Below are 24,615 nucleotides of genomic sequence, written 5' to 3' on the forward strand. Positions count from 1 at the left end.
GACACTCATTAGATAACAATGGACGGGCGCGTAGTATACGGATATCTGAGAGAGGGTAAATCTTTGTTTGGATGAAGAGACTTATTAGTATTTTTATTTTGGCTCGGCCTGTACAATTGCCCGCTTTTTAAACGGTTGGAAAAGTAGTTCGAATGAAACAATTAGTAATGTTAGGGCTGTTGGTATTTTTGGTTGGGTGCAGCAGCTCAGGTGGCGAGTCTGGCAGTGAGCCAGAATCGGCAGGCGAAACGTATCCGTTTCGTTTAGCTATGGAAACTGTGAATATATGTGATCAAAGAACAGCTTTTAGTGAATATGAAGTTCTAGTTTACAACAGTCTTGGAGAATTAATTTCTCGTCATAAGCCAAATGAGGAGGGGATATTAGATACAAGTTTAAAAGAGTCTAGAGCAAATTTAATGATTGTTAAGAAGAATTCTGATAATAGCAATTTGAATATTACCGTATTAGCAGACTATCCCATTGGGAATTTAGGAACCTTTCTTTTTTATGACTTTGATAAGACAGGCTGCAACTGTGATAGATACAATGCTGTTGTTTCGGTTTCAGAAACAACGGACTTTAGGGCAAATCGACCATATTCATTCAAAGGAAGTGATATTGATCAGGTGACTTATACTGATCTAGAAATTTGTGATTTGCCTGATGGAAAAGAACAAACATTACTTTTTAGTCAATTAAATGAGTTCACTGGCGGTGTTCAGTATTTAGATATTCCAGAAACCAGTTTAGAAGCACAAGGAAATGATCTATCGATAGATTTTCAAAATTTCTCGAAGTTAGGCCGACCAATTACATTTAATAACCCATATCAGACTGGTAATTCGATTTCTTATCAATTAGACCAGAAATATATTTCTTATTTCTCTTTTTTTGAATTAGCTATAAACAATCAAATATCTTTAATTGAAGAACCTAGTATAACGCCGGTTCTATTTGAAGCTGTCAACTATGAATCAATACCAGGTGGAGGCCAGAATGATTATTCCTTTTGGGGTGTTACTCATCCTTTATCAGTTGGTATTACCGAGATTGAAGTTGTTAAACCAATAGAAGACCCTTTTATTTTAGAAGGATTAATTACAGACTATAGTGAACCGTACGATGTGAGTGGTCAGGAATTTCGTTTTGTTGCAGGAAGAGATACCTATAAACTTCCAAACAATAGATACGACGCTTGGGATTTTATAATGCCAGATAAACGAGACTATAGGCTGAGTTTAGAACTGCCCTCTGATTATCAGCCTGAAGGTTTGGGAAACTTACATTACAGTGATTTCAAGTATCATGGTAGTTGGGCTATTAAAATTGTGGATAGTGAAGGAACTTATGATGATGTATACACATCAGGTTGGTTGAGAGTTTCACTACCGATAGTTCCTACTCATCATTCAGTGATACCTCCTTCAAGTTTTTCTCGGATTGCATTATTAAAAGGATTCGAAGCAGTTATTACTGACTAATTTTAATGATCCGATATTTATGATCTATATGCTTCAGAACTAAAGCATGGTTCACGTTTAACCATCATTCCTTAAAACCAACCAAGCCGCTTCAGCAAACGTTTCTCTATGCTCTTTAAGCGGCACTGGGTTTCTTCCGGCCAGCCAATGTCTTGCGTAGTCGTGGGTTGGCCCGGAGATCAATGATGAGATCACATCAATGGGTAATTGTTTGATCTCGTCCTTCAAAATAAACGGTTTGAACCATTCGATTAAGTCACTGAAAAAGACGTTGATGTCGTTTCTGAGTTTACCGTCGGAATCGCCTTTGGCCACCGTTGTTCTGTGGTGGAATACAAACTTAGCCCAGTCCGGGTTATCTGAAATCCAATCTACATTGGCGTAAACGATCGCTTTGATGCCATCTTTGGCCGAACCGTGATTGTCTTTTACTTTGGCCAGGTACGCTCTGGTTAATTGGCCAAAGTTGTACATGCCTTGAATAAATACCGCTGCTGCGATTTTGTCCTTATTACCGAAGTGATGATAAAGACTGCCCACGCTCATGCCCGATGCGTCTTTAATCATTTCGATGGTGGTGGCCTCAACGCCGTGTTTGACAAAGCAATCCAGAGCGATACCTAAAATTTTCTGTTTCTTTTCGAGTGTTTTGGCTCTGGGTTTCTCTGGCGTTGGCACTGTGGTTTCCGTTGGTCTGTGATGCTCAAAGGCGATGTTGATGACGTAGGGGCATTATACAAGCTTTATCTGACTAAATTGTAGAATATTATTCTAGAATTTAATTCTAGTTTGTGTGATTATTGATCCGTCGTGCGATGTATGACCAACATTCAATTGATTTTAATATGAGCAGGTAAGAGAGAAGCTGTTATGGATGCACTGAAATTATTTAATAAGTTTAAGTCTGTACCTCAAGGGACGAAATTGTTCTCTAAAGCCGTGTGCGTGATTGCGCCTTATTTTGGCTCGATTAAGCCTCATATGACGGAACTCAGACCGGGCTACTGTGAAGTGAAAATGAAAAACCGGCGCTCCGTTCAGAACCACTTAAAAACGGTGCATGCCATTGCCATGTGCAATATGGCTGAGTTGGCCGGCGGCACCATGACGGATGTGTCGATTCCGAAAGGCAGTCGTTGGATTCCTGCCGAGATGACGGTCAAATACGTTAAAAAAGCTAAAACAGATTTGGTTGCGATTGCAGACGGTTCGAACGTGGATTGGCACACACAAGGCAACGTTGTGGTGCCTGTGGTTATCAAAGATACGCACGGCGAAGTGGTATTTACTGCGGACATCTCTATGAATCTAAAGCATTAATTTAGTTGATGGTATCTTACGTCCCCCAGTCCGAGTGTGAGAGGCGGGCGTTTCTCGCACCGCCTATCCGAAAGGCCTCAACACCCAGAATAATCCAGCTAAATTTATAACTACTTAACCGGGGTTTTAGTTTGGTTGTAGACAGCGGTTGTAGGCAGTGGTTTTAGGTGTCGGTTATGAATGAGTCAGTTTGGATTAATGAATCGGAAGATCATCAGACAATGCTGAAACATTGGCAAGAAGTTGTGGATGTGATGGCAGAGGTTTGTCGTGCGCCTGCAGGTTTCATTGTTCAGTATACGGACAAGGGGTTTATGGCGATCGTTGCTTCAAGTAATGTTCAGAACCCTTATCAAGCGGGGATGGTCATTGAAGAGGATGTAAATATATTTTGCCGAAAGGTGATTCACTCGAATCGATCTCTGTACGTTCCTGACGCGTCTCAGGACCCTGTTTGGGCCGATAACCCGGAGGTGCTTGACGGTTTCGTTTCCTATTTGGGGTATCCCATTTTTTGGCCAAACGGCAAACCCTTCGGCAGTATTTGTGTGATGGATTATAAGGTCACCCATTACGACTCCATGTACCGGAGACTGGTGACTCAATTTCGCAATATGGTGGAAGCGAACCTGGCTTTGGTCGAGCAGAATGAGTCGTTAAGAGAAATTGCCATTACCGATGAATTGACTGGCCTTTATAATCGCAGAGGGTTTAATTTCCTGGCTCAGCGGCAGCTTAAGATGGCAACCCGAATGCATCAGCGGTTGGGCTTGTTGTATTTGGATGTGGACGATTTAAAAACGATTAATGATAACATCGGCCATGACGCCGGGGATGAGGCCATCATCCGTTTGGCAGAGTGCCTGAGTCACTGCCTTCGCGAAAGCGATACCTCCGCGCGACTGGGCGGGGATGAGTTTTCGGCGTTGGTGCTGTTAGGGGAAGATAATACGCTGAAACCTTTGATTCATCGCCTGGAAGATTACATCAGCAAACAGCAGTTGTCCTTTGGTCGCCAACTCAGCGTCAGCATTGGCGGTGTGGTGGTGGATGAAGAAGGTCTGGATGTTAAAAACCTGGTGGAAAAAGCGGATCAAGAAATGTATCGGGTGAAGCGTCAAAGAAAGAATCATGTTACTCACTGAATAAAAAAGCCTGCTCAAGCTGAACAGGCGTGTGGCAAGCTTTCAATGATCTTTAGTGCCACAGTCGAACAAGGTTCGGGAATTAGGTGTGGGCTATTGAGCTCGAATTATTATGCCATCGTCGTTGTCTGCGTTTGCTGAATGAACTGGCTGATCTGACCAATGATTTCCGGGTTTCGAACACTTCGGTTGTGCCCCAGCTTTTCTGTCATCACTAATTTGCTGCCTTGGTGAAGCGCAGCCAAGTAGTGACCTACGCTGGGTGGTACTTGGTCGTCTTGTTGGTCGTAACAATAAAAAGTCGGCGTTCGGGTGGTGGAAACCCGGAGGTCGTATTCCTGCCAAAACCCCACGTTGAACTTATTCTCCATTAACTTTCGGTGTTGATCGACCACCTCTGACGCCAGCCCTAGTTGGTGTTTGAATGCCTGAACGATATGATCCAAACACATGGGGGTATTTAAGAACACGGTGCACTTGGCTTGCACGCCGTTATTGATGGCATTATTGGCCGCCAGGCCCCCGATGGAGTGGCCAATGATGGCTTCAAACTCGCCATATTGCTGAGCAAGTATGGAGATCAATTGACTTGTTTCTTCCAGGTTGGATGTTTTACCTTCCGCAAAACCGTGTCCCGGTGTATCAAAGCTGATGACTGAATAACCTTGTTCAACCAATGAATTTGCCTGCTGTCTGAACTGGCCCGAATGACCACCCCAACCGTGCACGCATAACACCAAAGGGCCTGTGCCCCAGCGGTAAACCGGTACTTGCGAGCCGTTCATTGTCAGGTGTTCCGCTATGGACTTCTTTAACCAGGTTTTGTCTGTCTCGCTCATAGGGCGGTTTTGAGGTGTAAACCAGATTTTATGAGCGAGGGAGCCTGCAACTTTTGTTGAAATCAGGTTCGTTGTGTTTAATGTTTTACTGATCCAGCGATAAATACCGGGCTGTTTCTGAGCGCCGATGTGTTGATGAATTTGCTCATACCACTGAGGTTCGGTGGTGGGTAATGGCTGTACACTTTGTGGTGTAAGACGGGTTTCGGAATGTAAAGCTTGGCTGTTCATAGTATTTCTCCGGCAAACTTAGCTCAATTACTTTGCTTTGAAAGAAGGTTTGAACACAGCATATCGAACAAGGGCTGTTATCCTGGTTGTCATTTAAGGCATTTTTATGGTCATATTGGACTTATTGGGGGATTTGAGATGTCTTATTCAGCCTGCCTGTTGTCATTAATGACGCTTTGATTGAGATTCATAAACGCTAAACTGTTTTCAAGTAAATGCCGGAGTGAAGTTATGCAATTGATAAAAGACGTAAAACCCGAAGCGCTAAAGCCCGTTTCAATTCAGGTTTTGGTGGCAGATCGCTGTCAGGCGTCCGGAATTTTTTCGTTGGTGGACACATTAATTGCGGCTAACTACTGCCTACGAAAAAAAACCAACCTCAAGCAAGATGCTTTTCCGTTTAAGCTGATCGGAACTAAGCGAGAACACACGGCGTATAACGGCTTTCAGATTTCAAACATTCAGCCCATCGATGTGAACGATCGACCTGATATCCTGGTGATTCCCGGTATGATTGAGGCTACGGCGAACCCGGACAAACTGGCCGCATTACTGACCGCCTCACAAGACCGGATAGACTTAATTAAACGTTGGCACAGACAAGGCACTGTGATCGTTGCCAGTTGCAGTGGCAACTTCTTAATTGCGGCATCCAACATTGCTCAAGAACGGACGTTAACCACCCATTGGATGATGGATGGCGGTGTTCGCCAGTTGTTTTCACAACAGCCATTCGATATGAACCAGATGATGATTGATCATGGCGACATCATCAGTTTTGGTGGGGCCACTGCCGTGAATCAGATGACTTTGTATCTGGTGGAGCGGTTTCATAGCCGTGAATTGGCGTTGCAAACAGGGCGGATGATGTTGATCGAACCCACTCAAAATCAGCAAACACCGTTTTCCATGTTTATGCCAAGCCGAACGCACGAAGACGCTCATGTGGAACAGCTGCAGTCTTTATTGGAAAACAACTTTCAGGAGCCCGTTGCACTTCCTGAACTCATGAAACAAATATCCATCAGTGAGCGGCAGCTCAGTCGCCGGTTTAAATCGATTACCGGAGAAACACCGATCAGTTATTTGCAGCGTTTAAGAATAGAGTTTGTTCGGCGAGGGCTGGAATCCACCAATAAACAAGCCAATTCGTTGATTTGGGATGCGGGATACGAAGACGTCAGCTCCTTTCGGCGGTTGTTTAAGAAAACGCTGGGCATGACCATGAGCGAGTACCGTCAACGCTATGGTGTAATGCACCGTAATACGCCAGTGAATTTTTAGGAATCCATGCAACTGCACATATAAACCACAGACAAACCTGCCTAGCCACAGGCTTGTCTGTTCAGCGCCGAATCAGTCGATGCTGTTAAATACCAAGGAGGACATAGCCTGGTTTTTAGAGTTGGAGATCGTGGTGTATTTATCACCGCTGCCCCAAAGCTGCCACCAAGCCTTTTCTTCTTTGGTTTGAAGCGACACATTCATCGTCAAACCGCCAGCGGAGAAACTGCTGGTGGATGCGGTCATTACATTGCCCGTGTCGTTGTTGATGGTCGCACTGTGATTTGCGCCTTCCGCCATCACCAGAGGGTAATGATTGGTGTAGAAACCGCTCGGTGCGCTTTGGCCTGTCACCTCTCCGTCCATTGCCAGGTTGCTCAGGCAACTGTCGTAGGCACCCGCAGAACTTGCGCCACAGGCTGAATGCAAAGGCACTACCGCATCGTCCGAACCGGTAATGAATGGCTTGGTTAAGCCGCCGTAAGCCGAACCGGCACCAACCATACGAAGGCGAGGTACGTCCGTTGCCGACGTCGCTGTGTTACGAGCTACGTTGGGCTGCAGGTTATACAATACGCCCATGTTACTGGCTTTGACTTCAAAGCCCATGAAGGCTTCAACGGCTTCTTTTAACGGCCACATGTACCAGGAATTGTTATTAGCGACCTGATAAGCAGTGTCCGCCAGCTCAGTACCACCACCGGCACCTGCAAAGTCGAGCACCGTTAAGATATTTAACGGCTCTAAGCCTTGAGATTGCAGCCAGTGATCTTGATTTTCCAGCATATAGCGCGTCACCAAATCACCGGTGGAGTGCGTTACGATGACACAACCTTGGTCACAAAGTCCTGAGCGTGAAAACTCAGAGATTTTGTCATAAATGCGTTGTGCCGTTTCCCCTTCTATTTTGTCGTTCGAGTCCCAGTCGATACGAGCTTCAGCGTGCTGAAGCCAGAAATCCGACCAATAACTTTCACCGTTCTGATCAACCTGTTGTTGTGAAAGATTTCCACTTGTCAGGTTGCCCGGCTGAAAGCCATGAACTGCGATTACGTTCTTACCTGCCAGTTGTGCATTTGCAGGCAAAGCCGCAAGCATCCCCGCAGATGCAATGCAGACTGATAAAGCAATTTTTTTGTACATTTTTTACTCTCTTATTTTTATTGTTGAAACCCTGAGGTTTCGTGCTTGTGGTAAAGCAATGTCCTTCCGTGAACTGTTTTCCTTACATATCCATCGCCGTTGTTTAACCCTGGGCGTTGGATAATGTTCTTAAAAACTCGACTCGGGCCTCGGCTTGAGGATTGGAGTAGGGCGTTTGATCAAACTCTTTGAACGGGAAACCGTTCACTGAAAACGTTGAATCCGGTACTTTGCCAAAGCCGGTTGAATCGCCGGGTTTGGAAGGCAATTTCTTTAACTCGAAATTTCCCAGCTTGTATGGGCCTTCGTTACCGCTGGCAGATAAAGCGCTGTAATGGGCTTTGAGGGTGATTTGGTCGTCGTATTTGGATAACTTGCCTTTATGGCTAAGATTCAGCAGTGGTTCGCCCTGCTCGGAATACAAGTTAGCGCTGATCAAGTAGTAACCTTCGTCCTCCAGACTGAGTTCCACTGGAATCAGTAAGTGTGAACCTTCCAGGTCACTTTTCTCGACTCCGGTTATTTCTCCTACCATGTGTCCGATCCGGAGTGATGTTCGTACTTCGTATCGATCGCCTGAATGAGCCGAAGAGACGTCGGCAATCAGGAAGTAGTCTTGCTCGTCGCTGGTGCCCACCGTAGAAAGCGGGATTTCAGCTATCACTTGCGTTTGTTTTATTGTTGGTTGCTCCACGGTGGCCATGGTCTTGCCGCTTTCGGAAATGAGTGTAAACCGAGCGCTGGTAATTTGCGGGTCGTTCTCGCCTAACACCAGAGCGGCGACCGGTACGATGGTGTCGCCCCAGAAGTAGTTAAATTTATCAAGATTCAAGGTCAGCGAGGCATTTTCACCTAAGCCGGTACCGACAAGCGGCAGGGCAGACGCTATGTGTTGATTTGGAATGAACTGGTCTAGGTTGCCTGTGTTGATGGGATAGGAGTATTTAGGATAGTGCATTTGAGACTCATACAGATCCGCCACACGCATGACTTGTGCTTGCATGGAATTGGTGGCGAACGGAAAATCGGCTGACGCTGGTTTAGGTTTGTTGGCTGATTTTACTTCTGTTGACGAGCTGCTGTTCCAATCCGTTGGCGAAGTTTCTTGCAGGCATTGGTGACCCTCACAAACATCGTCGATTTGTGACACGAAACTTTGGTTGTTTTCCGGTGCACTCAGGTTGAGCGCCGTGAACCCCATCAGCAATAAACTGCCAACAGCGATACCTAGAAATAAGATGAAGCGAGGCGATTTCTTTTCTGCCATCGCGGGTAACCCCCCATTGATTCAATGCATCAATGCTGTGTGGGCTGAATAGATCTCTATTGACGTAAAACGATAGAGAACTCTATGGCCGTCGCTTCCTGCGAAAGTATTAGTATTGTTTGTTTTTTGATCTTTATAGCACTGGTTCAGGTGAGGGAATACCCAACTTTTGTAATGAAATTTTAACACTGGTCTTTTTGGACAAGTTTTGGGTATTTACGACATTGGTGTCGTTTTAGTATGGTTGTTGACCGGTTTTGACAGTGGTTGTGGGGTACTTATTCACAACATACAGACGCAAAAAATGGCAAAAATGCGTCTGAATTTAAGTGTTTAAATAGGTATCGTGGGGCGTAATCTTGGTTCTGTTAGTTATGTGGACATTCGGTATTTCTCTAAGCAGAAGTTGAAGCAGGTGCCTTTGCCCAGTTCACTCTCGACGGTAATCTGGCTACCGTGCAGGTCAAGTACCCGGCGGGTAATGGCCAAGCCCAAACCACTGCCGGAGCGTTTTCCGGCCACCGAGTTGGTGGCGCGGTAGTGGGTATCAAAAATAAACTCTAAATCGTCTTTCGGAATACCAACGCCGGTGTCTTTGACGTTGATCAGAACGCGCCCGGATTTAGGTGCCTGGACCTCTTGCAACGCACACGCATTGTGGGGCTTGGCATCAATTTCAATGGTCACTGAATCGCCTTCTTGGCAGTGTCGAATGGCATTGTCGACCAGGTTGGTAAACACCCGTTCAAGACGTTCAATGTTGGCCATGACTTTCAACGATGCGTCCTCCACTTCCACGTACAGTTCAACGCCCTTGTTGTTGGCATCAAGCGTCATTTTTTGAAACACGTCGTAGGCAATTTCTGCAATCGGAACCGGTTCTTTTTCCAGCTCAATGGTGTTGCTGTCGAGGTGAGCAAGCTCGAACAATTGTTCCACTAACCGGCTGACTTGTTTGGCGTTTTTCTCGGCGACATCAATTAAAAACTTAGCGTCTTTCGGTGTCAGACTTTCGTGATTAAGTTGCCAGGTTTCAAGGTAGCCCTGAAGGGATGCCAGCGGCGTTCTTAAATCGTGGGAGACGTAGGAGATCAGTTCTCTGCGGACTTGGTCGGTGGTTTTGATTTTTTCGTATTGGTCGCTCAGCGTGTTGGCCATTTGATGGAAGGTGGCGCCCAAACGCTCAACCTCATCGGATGAATTGGCATTCCAGCGCGCTAAAGGTTGGGTTGTACTGCTTGGGCCATGAGGCTCAAAACCTTCTTTGCTGAATAACTGCATTTCCTGGCTCAGTTTGCGCAAAGGACGGGTTAAAAATCCGAACAACAATAATGTGACCAACATGCTGAATAGGATTGCGGCACTGACTAACCACAAACCTATGGTGGCGATGTGGCTGTTTTGCATCAGGTCAACCACCCCGTCATAGAGCTCTCCGCCGATGATGATGTACAGATAACCTTGTACACCCTGCTCGTTTTTGATTTCCGCAACCGAGAAGATCTTCTTGCGGCCTTGGTTGCGTGGGTCGTCGCCCCAGATTGGCAGGTTTTCACTTTTATCCAGAAACGCCCGGATTGGCGCGAGATCTATGTACTCCCGTTTTACCTTGCCGGGTTCTGCATCGTAAGTGATGATTTCACCTTCAGGGCTGAGTAAATAAAACTCGAAACTCGGGCCGAGTATCATCATGGTGTGAAAGGTGTCTTTCAGGGATGAGTGGTCAATTTCTCCACCGTTCATTTGGGGGTTGTCATACACCAGATGGTTGGCTAAATCGAGGTGCAGTTTTTGTTCGACTTCACTCTGGTAGTTTTGACTGAGTTGGTTGATGAAAATAACCAGTAAAATACCAATGGCAATGAAACTGCCGATCAAGGCCATGGCCAGTTTGCTGTAAAACGAACGAAACACGGTTTTACTGACCGGGCTCTCAATTTTGGACGACGCAGCAGAAGGCCCGGCTGGCACGTTTTCAGCACGAGAAGCACTGGCTGTGGATGAATCAGTCACTGTGATTACCTTTTACAGGGGCAGAAGCGGTCAGGCTTCAACAAATTTATAACCAACGCCCCATACTGTTTTGATGCGTTGTGGTTGATCCAAATCGGTTTCCAGCTTATTACGCAGACGGTTGATATGGCTGTTGACGGTGTGTTCATATCCCGAATGTTGATAACCCCAGACGCCGTCCAGTAATTGTGCCCGGCTGAAGGCGTGGCCAGGGCGGCGGGCCATGTAGGTTAATAAATCGAATTCAGTGGTGGTCAGTTCAATGGCGTTATTAGCTAAGGTGACTATCCGTTGGCCAACGTTAATTTCGAGGTCATGGAACGACAGGGTTTCTTCGCTGGGAGATTCCTTGAGCAGGGCGACTCTGCGTAGCATGGCTTTTACCCTTGCTTGCAGTTCTCGTATGCTGAAAGGTTTGGTCAGGTAGTCGTCTGCGCCCATTTCGAGGCCAATCACCCGGTCGGCTTCGGAATCCCGTGCAGTTAACATCAGAATGGGCGTGTATACGTCGCTGGCGCGTAATCGTCGACAAATTTCCAGGCCATCCATGTTGGGTAACATGAGATCAAGTACGATCAAATCGTGCGAGGCGCTGAGGGCTTTCTCCAAACCTTCCAAGCCATCATGGCAACTGGTGACGGATTGGTGCATTGCATTAAGATTCATAGTGACCAGGTTGTTGATGTCCTGATCGTCTTCAATCACTAATATTTTCGTGGTCATGATGTTGCCCTGAGGCCGGTAGTTATTATCATTTAATAAACGGGGGAACGATGACAAACCACCTAAAGCGTCAGGGCAAGTTTTCATCAGTTCACTCGTGTGACAACAATTTTTGCAATTGGTGCATCAAAACGATGTGATTCGTCCAGAACTGAGTCCGGGTTCTCATCAAAACCGCCATCAACGCCCTGAGAGACTACACCTGGATGACGAGTAACAATGTTGCTGACTTCCCGTTCAGGATTGAAACCTCTGTCTTCAATGCCGGATGAATCGGCCGGGCCAGGAATTGTGCCAGCTTCTTCGGAATTGAACTCTGTGCCTGCATCGTAGATTGGAGCCAAACGCGTTAATGACTCTCCGACTTGTAATTCACCGATGTGCCAACCGGAAAGCCCGGTAAAGGCATCATTGGTATTTACCAGCATGGTGGCGAAGGTGAGTTCGATGTCTGCGTCATCGTTTGCGAACGAAGCAGAAATGGTATGGGTTTGACCTGGACCAATAAACTCATCGTCTCCGATGGCTGCCAAATGAGCGTCATGGTTTTCCGCTTCCGTAACGAACGCTTCGTTCATGCCGCTTTCAGCAAGTTCTTCCAGACCGCTTGATGCCTCGTCTCCAATACTCCAGGCGGAATAGCCGTCCTTATGGTAAATAACCGCAATGGGAGAAAAAGGCTGATTTGCACTCAGGTTAGTGACTGACACTTCAAATTCTATGTTGTTATTGCCTGGGGCTGAATTGCTTGAACTGTCGTTGTCACTGCACCCTGAGAGACCAACAATTAATGCTGGAAACAGGGTGACCAGAAGGGATTTCTTTAATGTGTGATTCATCGGTTTCTTCCCTTATTATTCAGCGTCTTCAGCAACGGTGATAACCACTTTTGCAACCGGGTTTAACCAGCGATGTACACGGCTGTCCAGATCACTTGCGCCGCCGTTTGCATCAATGTCGCCGATATTACCGCGATGAATATGAACGGTTTCGTTATTGTCTGTGCTGGCAACGCCGCTGGCGTTTTGAGCTGTTAACCCTAGTGGTGGTGGGTTAGGGATGGTTTCCTGGCCGCTGTTGCTGGACAGTAATTCGGTATTGGCCTCAGAACCCGCATCGTAACCGTTCAGATAAACGGTGTAAGTCCCTGCTTCTTCCGGGATCGCCCAGCTGTCTAGACCAATGAAGCCATCGTTGGTCGGCAGCATCATGGCAACGATGGATAAATGATCCAGCTCGTTGGTGGACAGTGTCGTCGCTATGCTCATGGATGGCGCCAAAAGTCCACCTGCCGGATTTTCACGATGCACCGCATTCGGTCCTGGATTTTCTGTCATTAAATCGTCAATTACACCACCTTCGGCCATACTGATAAGCGCTGGTGAAGCAGCTACTCCGGTTGTAAAGAAGTCAACGCTGTCATCGTGTGCTGTAATAAGAAGCGGGGTAAAGTGAATGCCGTTGGTAAGATTGGTTACCTCGATATTCAATTCAGCAGCGGATACTGGTGCCGCCACAAGCGGTAAAGCCAATAGTAATGGGGATGCGATCTTGGTAAGCGTGTTCATGTTGTCTCCTAGAGTTTTTTTGTTTTTCTTTCCATTAAATAAGTGATGCCTGGACACTTAAATTCGGGTTAACTGCTTATTGGATGAACATTGAATTTGATAAACAGTTTGATGATGGAAATAACAATACGTAGGAGATATCGCGAAGGCTTCACGTGAAGATCACAAAAGTATCACAAGGTATGACGTTTCTGTGGTTAATGGTTTTTTCCGAGACAATGGTTTTTGTGAGACTTGATGTTGCTAGAACTTATTTAGCGTGAATGCCTACAATTAATTAATCGCTTGATTAATTGCGGTGAATTTAATTGCTTAACCGAACGAAAAAGTAAGACTAAGGTATTGCGTCTGCCGGTGTCATACCCGGTTGCGCAAAATAACAAAAACAATCGCTATAAAAACAATCATTCTAAAATCAGAGTCACTCAGTTAAGGCATTTCTATGAGCATGTTCTCGAAGTTGATCAAAAGTAAACTTGGCTTTTTTGTCGCGTTTTTGGCGGGCTTTCTGGTTTTGATGGTAGTTGCAAAAAACAAAAAGCCATTACCGATGGAAGAGGTTTCTGAACGGGCTATTTTAGTCGAAACAGTCACGTTAAAAGAACGGATGATCGGCTCACAAATCGTCGCTTTTGGTCATGTTCGTCCTCAAAAAGAGTGGCAGGCGATTTCTGAGATTGAAGGGCGTGTTACTTACAAAAATCCGATGCTGGAACGAGGTAAGTTCATCGAGCAAGGGACAATATTGCTTAAAGTGGACCCGTTGCAGTATGAGCTGCAAGTGGCTCAAGCCACTGCCGACTTGGCCTCAGTCAAGTCTGAGCTGGACAGTCTGGTGATCGAAAAGAACAACCTGCAGATGTCGTTGGAGATTGAAAAGAATCAGCTCAAGATTGTGGATAATGAAGTGAAGCGTCAAGAGCGTTTGCTGAAAAAGAAACTGACCTCGCAATCCAGTTACGACTCAGAGCGCAGAAACCTGTTGAGCCAGCGTCAACGGGTACTGGATCTTGAAAACACATTGCGTTTGGTGCCTTCCCGTAAATTGGTGTTGGAAGCCAGCCACCGAGTGCAGACCGCTCGCTTAGCCGATGCTCAGCGCTTACTCGAAAAAACCGTGGTTACAATGCCTTTTCGGGGGCTGATTGTGGAAGAAAACATCAATGTTGACGAAGTGGTGTCTGTCTCCAAAATCATGGTGGTTGCTCACGCCTGGGAGCAGATGGAAGTGGAATCTCAGGTGGGCATTCATGACATGCGCAAAGCCATGCGCACTTTGCCAAAAGAAGTGCTGGTGTCGTTAGAGAAAGTTGAGCCTTCTTACATTTTTCCAAGTGCAGAAGTGGTGGTGCGCGCTGCCGGGGAAGAAATTCGGTGGCCTGCCAGTTTAAACCGCATCAGTGGTGAAGTGGATCAGTCGCGAGGTACTGTGGGTTTGATTGTGGAAGTCAGACAAGACCCGAACGCCATCAAAATTCGGCAACGACCTCCGTTGGTGGCCGGTATGTTTGTGGAAGTACGAGTGACCGGGCGAGAGGACCGCTTACTGGCCTTGCCGGCGCGCGCCATTCATCAGGGCAATGTGTATATTGTTGATCAGGACAGCCGCTTGAGAATCAAGCCGGTCAAAGAACTGTTCAGCTCGGATGGTTGGGTTGCCATTGAGAAAACGGAAGAGCTTTCGGGGGGCGAACAAATCATCTTAACCGATCTGGTGCCCGTCATCGCGGGTGCGTTAGTGAAAACTCAACCGGTTGATGAAGGCTCAATGGAGGCATCGCCAAGCTCGACTATTCAGCCTGCTGTTGAAAAGACCTCCGCGACTGAGGAGGGCTGATCATGTTGAAATATTTAGCCGCACACCCGACGGCCGCCAATTTAATTATGTTGATGTTGATGGCCTTGGGCATTACTGCTTTGCCAAACATCAAACGGGAAACCTTTCCTGACAGTCGCCCGGTGAAAGTCGAGACACGAGTCATCTGGCCTGGTGCCTCACCCGTGGATGTGGAAGAGTCCATTTGTCAGCGGCTTGAAGAAGCCGTCGCCGGTGTTGCTTACCTGAAAGAAAAACAGTGCGAAGCCATTGAGGGCTTGGGTCGGTTAATTGTTGAAATGGATGACAAAGGCGATGAAAACCGCTTCATCAATGACATCAAAACCGAAGTGGATGCCATTGATGATTTTCCGGATCAAGCCGAACAACCCATTGTCAGCCAGTTTAACCGTTTTGATGATGTGGTCAGTATTGCGGTAACCGCTGAAACCTATCAAACCCATTTAAAAAGCTACGCCGAAGATTTGAAGCATAGGTTACAGCGCTTAAACGGGGTGGCCGACGTAGAAATGCAAGGCTTTTCCGAGCGCCAGCTGAGAGTTGAATTGTCAGTGCCTCTGGTTCGCCAATACAACCTGAGTCTGACGGACATATCGACTGCGGTGGAGCGTCAAAATGTCAAAATGCCTTTGGGTCAGATAGAGACGGATGATAAAACCCTGCTCATTCGCTACGACGAACAACGTACCACCGCTGAAGAGTTGATGTCTCTAGTGATTGCTTCGAATGCCGAAGGCGCTGAAATTCGCTTGGGTGATATTGCCACTGTGGTGGATCAGTTTGAGCTGGATGAAGAGAAAATTTACTTCGATGGTAAACCTGCGACCATTTTAAAAATAAGTAAGAGCAAAGCGGATGACTCTCTGACGGTACTCGAAGACCTGAAGACGTTTTTGGCGAAAGAAGAGCAAACCAAGCCGTTCGGCGTGAGCTTGACGTTAACGCAGGATAAGACCTCGATTGTGGTGGATCGCCTGAACATGCTGGTGGACAACGGCTGGCAAGGCTTTGTGCTGGTGGCGCTGACTTTGGCGCTGTTCTTTCGCCTTCGTTTTGCTTTTTGGGTGGCGATGGGCTTACCCGTTTCGTTTTTGGCGACTTTGTATGTCATGTCTTTATTTGGCATCAGCATCAACATGATCACTATGGTGGCGCTGTTGATGGCCATTGGTATTTTAATGGACGACGCCATTGTAATCGCCGAAAGCATTGCGGCGTATGTGTATAAAAAACGACAAGGTATTTCCAGTCAGGGCAATTCCGAGGCCGCTGAAAGCAAGCAGACTTTAAGCAAAGCGGACAATCACGCTGCCGTGGTGGATGGCGCTATGGAGGGGCTGGGCAAAGTCTCGATGGGGGTGCTTTCATCCTTTCTGACCACGGTAAGTGTGTTTATTGGTTTGGCCTTCATTGAAGGTGAAATTGGCAAGGTGCTGAAATTCATTCCGATCGTTCTGTTGGTTACTTTGGCGGTCAGTTTGATTGAAGCATTTTTGGTGTTACCCGGACACTTGGTTCACTCCTTGGAGAAGAACCCGTCAGAAGACAAAGAGTTCAAATTTAAAAAGGACTTCAATGCCGCCTTTGAACGATTCCGCGAAACGACCTTAATCAAGGCAGTGGAGTTTTTAGTGCAGTGGCGCTACTTCTTTGTGGGTGGGGTGATTGGTTTGTTGTTTATTACCTTTGCCTTACCGGCGGGCGGTTTGCTGCGCTTTTCTCCGTTTCCTGAATTGGACGGTGATCTGATTGAAGCCCGAATTTTGATGCCGCAGGGAACGCCACTCAGTCATACCGAAGAGGTGGTGGACTGGATTGTGAAACAATCGGAAGCGATCAACCGGGAGAAGACACCGGAGCAGCCAGCCCAACAGCCGCTCATTCAACATACCACGATTCAATACAACTACAACCCGGATTCCTTTGAGCAAGGTGCCCACATTGCGACGGTTAAGCTGGATTTGTTGTCGGCGGAAATTCGTACTTCCAACATTAACGAGCTGACTTCTTTGTGGCGTGAAAAGGTCGGCGAAGTGCCGGGTGTGATTGCGCTCCAGTTTAAGCAGCCTACGCTTGGCCCGGCGGGGCGCGCCATTGAAATTCGCCTTCAACACGACGACCTGGAGGTTTTGAGTAAAGCCTCCTGGCAACTTCAGAACTACCTCGATCAATTTGAAGGCGCCAATGACTTAATGGATGACCTTCGCCCAGGAAAAGAAGAAATCAATGTTCGCATTCGCCCCGGTGCGAGCAGCTATGGCGTCGACAGTTTCACCATTGCTTCGCAGCTGCGTTCGGCCTTCCAGGGCTCGACCGCAGACGAAGTTCAGGTGGGTTATGAAACGCTGGAAGTGGACGTGCGCCTTTCTAAGATAGACCGCAGTTTATTGTCCCGGTTTGATAACTTCCCGATCGTCATGGCCGATGGCAGTCAGATCCCCTTGGCTAATGTTGCGGAGATCACTTACGAGCGGAACTTTGCCCGAGTGAATCGCTACGATGGTTTGAGAACCGTCACTGTGTTGGGCGATGTGAATGCCCATGTTACCAACGCCGCTGCCATCATCAATCAGGCAAAAGAGGAATATTTTGATCAGTTGGAAGCCGACTACCCTGGCTTGCAGGTGGTGCTGGACGGTCAGGCGGCGAACAGCCAAGAGACGGCTCAATCCATGGTTCGGGCCTTCATTTTGGGCTTGTTTTCGGTGTACGTCATTCTCAGTTTTCAGTTCAAAAGTTATACCGAACCTGTGATTGTGATGTTGGCGATTCCTTTGGCGCTGATCGGTGTGTTCTGGAGTCACCTGATTATGGGGTATGACTTAACCATGCCCAGTATGGTGGGATTTATTTCGCTGGCGGGGATTGTGGTGAATAACTCCATCTTGCTGGTGCAATACGTCAAATGGCATGTGGAAGAAGGCTACGATGTGCATCAGGCCGCAGTGTTGGCCAGTAAAGAACGCTTTCGTGCGGTGTTTTTAACCTCGGCAACCACCATGGCGGGCCTGCTGCCGCTGATGTTTGAGACCAGCTTGCAGGCGCAGATTCTTATTCCGCTGGTGCTGAGTATTGTGGGTGGTATTTTCGCGACTACCTTGTTGGTGTTGTTCGTGATTCCGTGTTTGTACTGCATTATGGATGACATGGGGTTGATCGCATCAGGCACCAAACGTATAGAGAACGATGGGTCTCAGACCGTTTAAACGAAAATACCGGTGGGGCTAGAGAGACGTTGTTTACTAAGAATCAGGCTCGAAATCATAATAAGAGTGAGCTAATAGCCTGATTCTTTTCCGTTTATAGGTTTTATCTAAGCCAGCCTTCGACTGTGCTGTCGTTTTCTTTTAAAGTGACTGCTTCTAAAAATTATAAGAATTCGGAAGCATCCCCTTGAGTAAAACACATTTGTTCTGGTGCAGCGCCATTGCCAACCTGATTTTGGGTGGCTTGGTGGTGTTTGCCTTATTTAATCCTTTGTTTTTTTTAAACTTCAACATAAAGCTGAATAAGCCCATTGATGTTTCTCTGGATCAGGAAATTCCGATCAAGGCGAACATCAAGCAGGACTTGAACGTGGCGGTGAAGCGTCACATTCAGGGGGAAGTGGTGCTTGATAAGAACATAGACGTTGCTCTCAATGACGTCATCAAAGTTCCGCTGAATTTTGAAATGGATGTCCCGGTGAAAAGTCAGCTTGAATTCGCCACCACGGCCGCAGTGGATATTGATGTGCCTGTTGACCTTCCTTTGAGTAAAGAACAACTCAAATTCAATGGCATCAAAGTTTCTTTGGCGGAAGGTGTTCTCATTGATGATGTGATTGAAGTGAATACGGTGCTGCCGGTGGACACCAAAGTCACCACGCTTGCGGGGCTTACTTTGCCCATTAAAGCGAACATTCCGGTGAATGCGCTGGTTCCGATTAAACAACGAGTGAAAGTATCCGAGAGTGTTTTTGCTGAAATAGATGAGCTGGATGCCAGGCTCATTACTTCCGTTCCTTTCAAAGCGGACATTCCGATTAAGGGGCTGGTGGATGTGAACGGTGTGGTGACGGTGCCCATCAAGCGGGTTGTTGAAGTGCCTTTGTCACAGGTACTGAGTATACCGGTGACGTCATCGGTGCCTGTTCGGGTTGAGTTGAAAGAGAGTATTCCTGTCACCCTGGACTTTGATCTCAACAGCAAAGTGAAGCTCGATGAAACCGTCCCTATCAGTATTAAGGGTGACTTTTCAATCTTGGCCAACGATGTGAAAGTCCAGGTACTGAAGCGTTGAGTTGAGGCCGGAACGGTTTTTATAGTGTTGGAGTGGTATTTAAATTACGTGTTTTGATTTCTGCATGTGGTTGCCTTAATGCATGGCTCCGTCGTGAGTGACTTCTTGAATCGCATGGTTTAATGCTTCGAGTGCTGACGGGCTGGTGGCTTTTGTGCACAAGAAGTAATGTTTCTCGCCGGGTGGCAGATCCTTTGGTTTTATTTTTCTGAATTGCTCAATGGGTCGCTTGGCTTGATGGGCTAGATAAGCGCCTTCGTTTTCTGAAAGAAAGACATAATCTCCCCGACCTTCCTCTAATGCATGAAAAGCAAATGCCGCTTGCGCGCCAATATTGATTGTCGGAGGGAGGTATTTTTCAATCAGTTCAAGTAAGTTTTCATGATAGGGGTACTTCTTGACTCGAATGAGCTTTTTATCCTGACTGGACAAAACGGTTTTGAGCGTGGTGTCTGCATTAAAAAACGGGTCGTCAGCGCGGGCGAACAGGTAGAAGTTTTTTTCCTGATAAATGGGATGAGTATAAACGCCCAGATCTTTCCAGCGTTCAGTTTTAGTGGCCCCCAGTACGCAGGTGTTGGCCGGATTCTCTTTAAGGGTGTGCTCCTGTCGTAGCAAGGAGGTTTTTTCCCATGTGAATTCAAGGGGTGTTTTGATGGATACGTTACGTCCGACATCGCCTATGAAACCATAAGGTCCCCAGCTCCCGTGGATGATGTAAGGCGATTGTTCGTTATAAATGATTGTGATTTTTTCAGACGCATAGGCTGAGTCCAACAGAGACGTCAGAGCGAACAGAATAATAGATGTGAGGCGTCGGTTAATCATAGGCACCAAAGGTTGTGTAGTAATCGTCGTAATGGGCTTTATAGCGCATTTTACTTTCGTAAATTTCGTTAAACGCCTCGCTTTCATCGCGATAGCGTTTATAAATCTTATCGGAGGCCAATTTCCATGCATTAAGGTCTTCTTTGCTCCAGGTGGATATATCGTGGCCTTCCTGAACAAAGTTTCGAAACGCGGAGATGTCTATGTTTTTGCTTTTTAAGGTGGTGGTTAAGGTGTAGTCCTTCATGGCGGATTCCAGGATGGCCTGAAGGTCAGGAGGGAGCGCATCGTAAGCGGTTTTGTTGATCAGGAAGTCAGCAAGAACAGAAGGCTGCCACACAGCAGGCGCAATTAAATAAGGGTAGGCTTTGGCAAACCCCATTTTTAAGGTGGCTCCGGGTACCGTCCACTCGACGCCATCCAGCAAGCCACTGCCCGCCAATGGTATGATTTCCTCCGGGGTTACCGGGGTTGCAAAAGCCCCGGATGCTTCGATCAGGGTGTCTGCCGGAATGCCGGGGCCAATACGAATCTTTTTGCCGTGAAGGTCTTTCAGCCCCTCAATTTTGGTGTTGGAGAGGATACCGAACTCCATACCTGCCCACCACGCCGGTCGCCAGATAATGCCTTCAGGTTGGGATAACTTATTGGCGAGTTCCATGCCTTCGCCTTCGAAAAAATAGAGCATGGAAGCGTCGATGTTCATGAAGTCGTAAGGGCCGGATTGAATGGCGGCCCAACCGGTGTTTTCTTTAAGCCACCAATTAGGCCAGCCAAGAGCCATCTCCGTGGTACCGTCTTTGACGCCTCTGTAGATGGCGGCGCCCTTAGTGATAACGCCTTCAGGGTATGGAGTAATGATGAGACGTCCCTGGCTCATCACTTTTACTTTTTCAGTAAACGTAATCAAGGTTTGATAATCGGGTGTTTGCTCGGGAGCTTGAGACTGCACTTTCCATTCAAAAGTGATGATTTCTACAGGTTTTTTTTGATATTCGGAGACAAAATAACCGAATAGCATGGAGCCAAGAAAGAGTATGGCTATCATGTAGTTTTTCATGCAATCTTCCTACACGTAACGAACTTTGTGGTCGTGCTAATAAGTGTAGCGTGAACTCAAGTTAAGCACGGAGATTCAAACAGGCGAGACGCACCCTGCAATTCAGTATAGGTTAATATTTGGTCAGTATCTGCGGGCAGACTTTTGAGTTAGCAAAGGTTGTACCTGACGGGGGCATTCTCTGGGAAAAAGAGGCGGGTATTCCTGTCTCGAAAAGGAAGGCTTAAAGGGCGTATTGAGTGGCTGCTAATAGGCCGCCAACCTCAATTTATTCACGGGCAGTAAAGCAACCACAGAGAACATAAGCGCAGTGATCAACATTCCCCAATAATCATCAATCGAGGTGATCAGTTCATAGTGATACAAGACGCTTTCAATTGCGCTGATACTGATACCTAATGCAAGCAGGGCGTATTTATTTTGGCATCCTTCGGTGTCTGTTGTCTTTACTCTTATGGCCTTGGCGACGGCGTAGCCTATGACCGGAAAAAATGACCAGATTAAAAACACGATGACAGAAAATACGATCGTCAAAAACGGGATGTTGGCGGTATAGATGACTTTAATAACGGAATAACTTTGACCCAATAAAAATCCTAAATACAGATACAACATGCGCTTCTCTCTGACAGGTTAATCATCGGCGTTATTTTAAGCCCTCTCAGCGGGCTGAATATGAATCTATGTCAATAAAATCCTATGAAATAAGCACTTACGATGAGTTATAACTGGCTGAACTTCTGTTTCATAAAATCACAAAACGCCTGAACGCGCGCCGTCCGGTGCATCATCAAATGTGTGACCAGCCAATAGTCTGTTTGCCAATCTGTCCATGGCCCTAACACCGGTGTCAGATCGGGCGTTAACTTTGCGACCGGGTGATTGACTCCGCCAATACCTATCCCGGCAGACACGGCTTCAATTCCGTTGACCACATCATAGGCACGGTAGACGATGTTCTCTGGTGGGACGTTTTTTTCAATCCACTGAATGAAAGGAATTGGCTTTTTCGGATCGCCGGAGATAAATCGGTGGTGTGTCACCATTTCATCGACGCTGGCCGGCAGCCCATACCGGGTAATGTATTGGTCACTGGCGTATAGACCAGATGGCATGGACATTAACTTCTGAGCAATGTAGTCGGGTTCAGAGGGCTGAGCGCCTGGACGAATGGCAATGTGCGCTTCACCGTAATCGAGTCTGAGTCTTCGGCTATCCAGGGAAACTTCCAGACGAATACTGGGATAGAGTTGCTGAAATTCGGCAAACCATGGGGTGAATAACGCCATGACACTGTTGACGGTGGTGATCATCAGTGCCCCTTCTACTTGCTGGTCGCTGCCTACCAATCGTCCGGATAAGGTATCCAGTTGTTGATGAATGTTGGTCGCAACCTGCAAGAGAGCATTGCCCGCTTCTGTGGGTTCATAGCCTCGGGCATGTCGGAAGAACAGCCGGGTATTGAGTTTGGCTTCAAGCCCGTTAATACGGCGAAGGACGGTGGAGTGGTGGATGTCCAATGCTTCTGCTGCAGCGGATAAGGTGCCCAGCTTGGCTACGGTGTAGGCGATCCGAATGTCGTCCCATTGTTCTATCTGTGCGTTCATGCACATTAGTTTTGCTTATATTCCGTATAAGTGCAAATTTGCTTTGGTTAATATGTTTTTAACGAAACAAAACGAACTCAACACAGCAGAACAAATTAAAGGAATTCGATCATGACTAAAGCAACTAAAATCATCGCTTTCGCTGGCAGCTTACGTAAAGATTCATTCAATGCCGTTTTGGTGAAGCAAGCGGCAGAAGCGGCCTTGTATGCAGGCTCAGAAGTTGAAGTGGTTAACCTGGCCGATTTTGACATTCCTTTGTTTAATGAAGAGCTGGAGAGCAACACCCCAGAAGGTGTGCAGCAGTTGAAGGATAAAATCCGTGATGCGGATGGTTTATTGGTTGCCAGCCCGGAGTACAACGGTTCCATCAGTGGCGTGTTGAAAAATGCTTTGGATTGGGTGTCTCGCACCGAACCGGATCAAAAACCGGCATTTCGTGATACTACGGTTGCTTTGCTATCAACCTCTCCGGGCGGTTTGGGCGGCATTCGGGGTCTGAATCATGTTCGGGATATTTTTGTGGGCATGGGCAGCTTGGTGCTAAGCAATCAAATAGTCGTGGGCAGTTCTTATCAGGCGTTTGATCAAAGCGGTAAATTGACGGATGAAAGCATGGCATCCAGAGTTGAACAGTTGTCTCAGGAGTTGGTGTCCACCATTCAAAAACTAAAAGACTGATGATTGAGGATATCTGCTCATGATTTAAGCTAAACCAAAACACGGTGGTTCGTGTTTTGGTTTTTGTTTTTTTGTGACATTGATTTGTAAATCGCGACGTTTTCAGTAAACCTATTTTTTGTGTCCATATCGAACCTGTTGTCTGTCTTAAAACTGACATAGGGTTTTCATAATCTCCCGGCAATATCGTCTCTTTGTGGTGTCTGAGCCGTGAGTAACCAATACAAACTCTCTGTTCAGAATAAAAATAAATCAGGAACAAAAATGAATAAACTACTGACTACGTTAGCATCAGGTGTGATGGCCGTTTCGGCGTCCATGGCATCGGTTTCATCTCATGCGGCTGTGCAATGCACTGACTTTGACTCAGTGAATAACGCGCCTTACTTTCATGCACCGGACAAGCAAGGCTTTCGTTTCTTCTGGAATAAATGGTTATCTGAAGATATTCCGTTTCATATGGGGCATGACACCATCATTGGCGAAGGGCAAACAGCAACTGTGACCGGTAAATTTGATTACGGGGCGGTTGCGCATAAAGACCTGGAATACGAATACGTCAAAGCCTACGTGTATGGTTCCGGTATGGACGATTGGCAGTACGTTGGTCGGTATAAGACCAACTCGGATGGCAAAATTTTCGTGGAAGTGGATGACCTGACAGAAGGGCACTACCAAGTGAAAATGGTGGTGGTTGGTGATCTGTCGGAAGCCAATTCCTACATAACGGTGGTGAAACAAGGCGCCAAGGCAGTGGTGTTTGATATCGATGAAACCTTAACCACCGATGACCTGGAGCAGATTCTGGATTACACCGGCATTGAAGCGGCCGACGCACGCGGTGGCGCGGCGGAATTGGTGAACAGTTACGTGGCCAAAGGTTATCATCCCTTGTTTGTCACAGCTCGTACCTACTGGTATGCGAAAGGTTCTCGTCATTGGTTGTCGGATCACTTGGGCGTGCCGGAAGCAACGTTAAGAACCACGCTGAGTAATGAAACCGGCTTGTTTAAAACCGCAGAATATAAGACCGCAGTTCTGCAGGAAGTGCAGGAAGCGGGCATGGAAATCGTTCGTGCTTATGGCAACGCTACCACGGACATTGAAGGGTTCGCCAATGCGGGAGTGCCTTTGAGTGAAATTTATGTGGTGGGTGATAAGGCCGGTGAGATGGGATCTCAGCCCATCGAAGGCGGCGAGTATTGGAGCCACTTATCCGAGGTGGTTGAAGATACTCCGCACAGTGGTTGTTCTCAGTAATAACGTTCGATTTTGAGCTTATTAGATGCCTGCTTTATGCAGGC

The 24,615-nt window shown here is 46.9% G+C and carries 21 protein-coding genes; 9 read left to right on the forward strand and 12 right to left on the reverse strand.

The window, feature by feature from the left end:
* Window positions 1-152: 152 nt before the first annotated feature.
* Window positions 153-1,484 carry a hypothetical protein gene (locus ABD744_RS12900; RefSeq protein WP_344798916.1) on the forward strand — a complete coding sequence of 444 codons (1,332 nt, stop codon included), beginning with the start codon at window positions 153-155 and terminating at the stop codon, window positions 1,482-1,484.
* A gap of 57 nt (window positions 1,485-1,541) precedes the next feature.
* On the opposite strand, the gene ABD744_RS12905 is transcribed toward ABD744_RS12900, so the two are convergent.
* Window positions 1,542-2,162 (reverse strand): TetR/AcrR family transcriptional regulator, encoded by a 621-nt coding sequence (locus ABD744_RS12905; RefSeq protein WP_344798917.1) that lies wholly within the window; start codon window positions 2,160-2,162, stop codon window positions 1,542-1,544.
* A gap of 192 nt (window positions 2,163-2,354) precedes the next feature.
* Between ABD744_RS12905 and ABD744_RS12910 the strand changes: the two genes are divergently transcribed.
* A complete protein-coding gene (locus ABD744_RS12910; protein ID WP_344798918.1) occupies window positions 2,355-2,804 on the forward strand; it encodes a hotdog fold domain-containing protein in 450 nt (149 codons plus the stop codon).
* Window positions 2,805-2,980: 176 nt separating this feature from the next.
* Window positions 2,981-3,949, forward strand: a complete 969-nt coding sequence (locus ABD744_RS12915; RefSeq protein ID WP_344798919.1) for a sensor domain-containing diguanylate cyclase — start codon at window positions 2,981-2,983, stop codon at window positions 3,947-3,949.
* A gap of 110 nt (window positions 3,950-4,059) precedes the next feature.
* On the opposite strand, the gene ABD744_RS12920 is transcribed toward ABD744_RS12915, so the two are convergent.
* The gene (locus ABD744_RS12920; protein WP_344798920.1) at window positions 4,060-5,019 is read right to left on the reverse strand and encodes an alpha/beta hydrolase; all 960 of its coding nucleotides are present in this window, start codon (window positions 5,017-5,019) and stop codon (window positions 4,060-4,062) included.
* A 231-nt stretch (window positions 5,020-5,250) separates the two neighbouring features.
* On the opposite strand from ABD744_RS12920, the gene ABD744_RS12925 reads away from it, so the two are divergent.
* The gene (locus tag ABD744_RS12925; protein WP_344798921.1) at window positions 5,251-6,303 is read left to right on the forward strand and encodes a GlxA family transcriptional regulator; all 1,053 of its coding nucleotides are present in this window, start codon (window positions 5,251-5,253) and stop codon (window positions 6,301-6,303) included.
* 72 nt (window positions 6,304-6,375) lie between these two features.
* Here ABD744_RS12925 and ABD744_RS12930 read toward each other — a convergent pair whose 3' ends face one another.
* From ABD744_RS12930 to ABD744_RS12955, 6 genes are all read right to left on the reverse strand, one after another.
* Window positions 6,376-7,446, reverse strand: a complete 1,071-nt coding sequence (locus tag ABD744_RS12930) for a hypothetical protein (RefSeq protein WP_344798922.1) — start codon at window positions 7,444-7,446, stop codon at window positions 6,376-6,378.
* Window positions 7,447-7,549: 103 nt separating this feature from the next.
* On the reverse strand, window positions 7,550-8,713 hold the full coding sequence (locus ABD744_RS12935; RefSeq protein WP_344798923.1) for a hypothetical protein: 1,164 nt from the start codon (window positions 8,711-8,713) through the stop codon (window positions 7,550-7,552).
* A 372-nt stretch (window positions 8,714-9,085) separates the two neighbouring features.
* The gene (locus ABD744_RS12940) at window positions 9,086-10,726 is read right to left on the reverse strand and encodes a sensor histidine kinase (RefSeq protein ID WP_344798924.1); all 1,641 of its coding nucleotides are present in this window, start codon (window positions 10,724-10,726) and stop codon (window positions 9,086-9,088) included.
* A 30-nt stretch (window positions 10,727-10,756) separates the two neighbouring features.
* Window positions 10,757-11,536 carry a response regulator gene (locus ABD744_RS12945; protein WP_344798925.1) on the reverse strand — a complete coding sequence of 260 codons (780 nt, stop codon included), beginning with the start codon at window positions 11,534-11,536 and terminating at the stop codon, window positions 10,757-10,759.
* A complete protein-coding gene (locus ABD744_RS12950) occupies window positions 11,536-12,288 on the reverse strand; it encodes a spondin domain-containing protein (protein WP_344798926.1) in 753 nt (250 codons plus the stop codon). Before ABD744_RS12950 ends, ABD744_RS12945 begins: the two co-directional genes overlap by 1 nt.
* Before the next feature lie 15 nt (window positions 12,289-12,303).
* Window positions 12,304-13,017: a spondin domain-containing protein gene (locus tag ABD744_RS12955; RefSeq protein ID WP_344798927.1), complete on the reverse strand. Its 714-nt coding sequence runs from the start codon at window positions 13,015-13,017 to the stop codon at window positions 12,304-12,306.
* Between the two features lie 442 nt (window positions 13,018-13,459).
* Between ABD744_RS12955 and ABD744_RS12960 the strand changes: the two genes are divergently transcribed.
* From ABD744_RS12960 to ABD744_RS12970, 3 genes are all read left to right on the forward strand, one after another.
* A complete protein-coding gene (locus ABD744_RS12960) occupies window positions 13,460-14,854 on the forward strand; it encodes an efflux RND transporter periplasmic adaptor subunit (protein WP_344798928.1) in 1,395 nt (464 codons plus the stop codon).
* A gap of 2 nt (window positions 14,855-14,856) precedes the next feature.
* The gene (locus ABD744_RS12965) at window positions 14,857-18,060 is read left to right on the forward strand and encodes an efflux RND transporter permease subunit (protein ID WP_344798929.1); all 3,204 of its coding nucleotides are present in this window, start codon (window positions 14,857-14,859) and stop codon (window positions 18,058-18,060) included.
* 187 nt (window positions 18,061-18,247) lie between these two features.
* Window positions 18,248-19,135: a hypothetical protein gene (locus ABD744_RS12970; RefSeq protein WP_344798930.1), complete on the forward strand. Its 888-nt coding sequence runs from the start codon at window positions 18,248-18,250 to the stop codon at window positions 19,133-19,135.
* Window positions 19,136-19,210: 75 nt separating this feature from the next.
* Here ABD744_RS12970 and ABD744_RS12975 read toward each other — a convergent pair whose 3' ends face one another.
* The 4 genes from ABD744_RS12975 to ABD744_RS12990 all read right to left on the reverse strand — a co-directional run bounded on the left by ABD744_RS12975 (window position 19,211) and on the right by ABD744_RS12990 (window position 22,636).
* Entirely contained in the window at window positions 19,211-19,963 is a 753-nt protein-coding gene (locus tag ABD744_RS12975) for a transporter substrate-binding domain-containing protein (RefSeq protein ID WP_344798931.1), read from the reverse strand.
* Window positions 19,956-21,023: a TRAP transporter substrate-binding protein DctP gene (dctP, locus tag ABD744_RS12980; RefSeq protein ID WP_344798932.1), complete on the reverse strand. Its 1,068-nt coding sequence runs from the start codon at window positions 21,021-21,023 to the stop codon at window positions 19,956-19,958. Before dctP ends, ABD744_RS12975 begins: the two co-directional genes overlap by 8 nt.
* 246 nt (window positions 21,024-21,269) lie before the next feature.
* Entirely contained in the window at window positions 21,270-21,638 is a 369-nt protein-coding gene (locus tag ABD744_RS12985) for a hypothetical protein (RefSeq protein ID WP_344798933.1), read from the reverse strand.
* 107 nt (window positions 21,639-21,745) lie between these two features.
* Window positions 21,746-22,636: a LysR family transcriptional regulator gene (locus tag ABD744_RS12990; RefSeq protein ID WP_344798934.1), complete on the reverse strand. Its 891-nt coding sequence runs from the start codon at window positions 22,634-22,636 to the stop codon at window positions 21,746-21,748.
* Between the two features lie 105 nt (window positions 22,637-22,741).
* Here ABD744_RS12990 and ABD744_RS12995 point away from each other — a divergent pair, with 105 nt between their 5' ends.
* Entirely contained in the window at window positions 22,742-23,311 is a 570-nt protein-coding gene (locus ABD744_RS12995) for an NADPH-dependent FMN reductase (RefSeq protein WP_344798935.1), read from the forward strand.
* Window positions 23,312-23,575: 264 nt separating this feature from the next.
* Complete coding sequence (locus ABD744_RS13000) at window positions 23,576-24,571, forward strand: lipin/Ned1/Smp2 family protein (protein ID WP_344798936.1); 996 nt, start codon at window positions 23,576-23,578, stop codon at window positions 24,569-24,571.
* The last annotated feature ends 44 nt before the right edge of the window (window positions 24,572-24,615 follow it).

This window comes from Litoribacillus peritrichatus (assembly GCF_039537985.1).
Classification (GTDB): domain Bacteria; phylum Pseudomonadota; class Gammaproteobacteria; order Pseudomonadales; family Litoribrevibacteraceae; genus Litoribacillus; species Litoribacillus peritrichatus.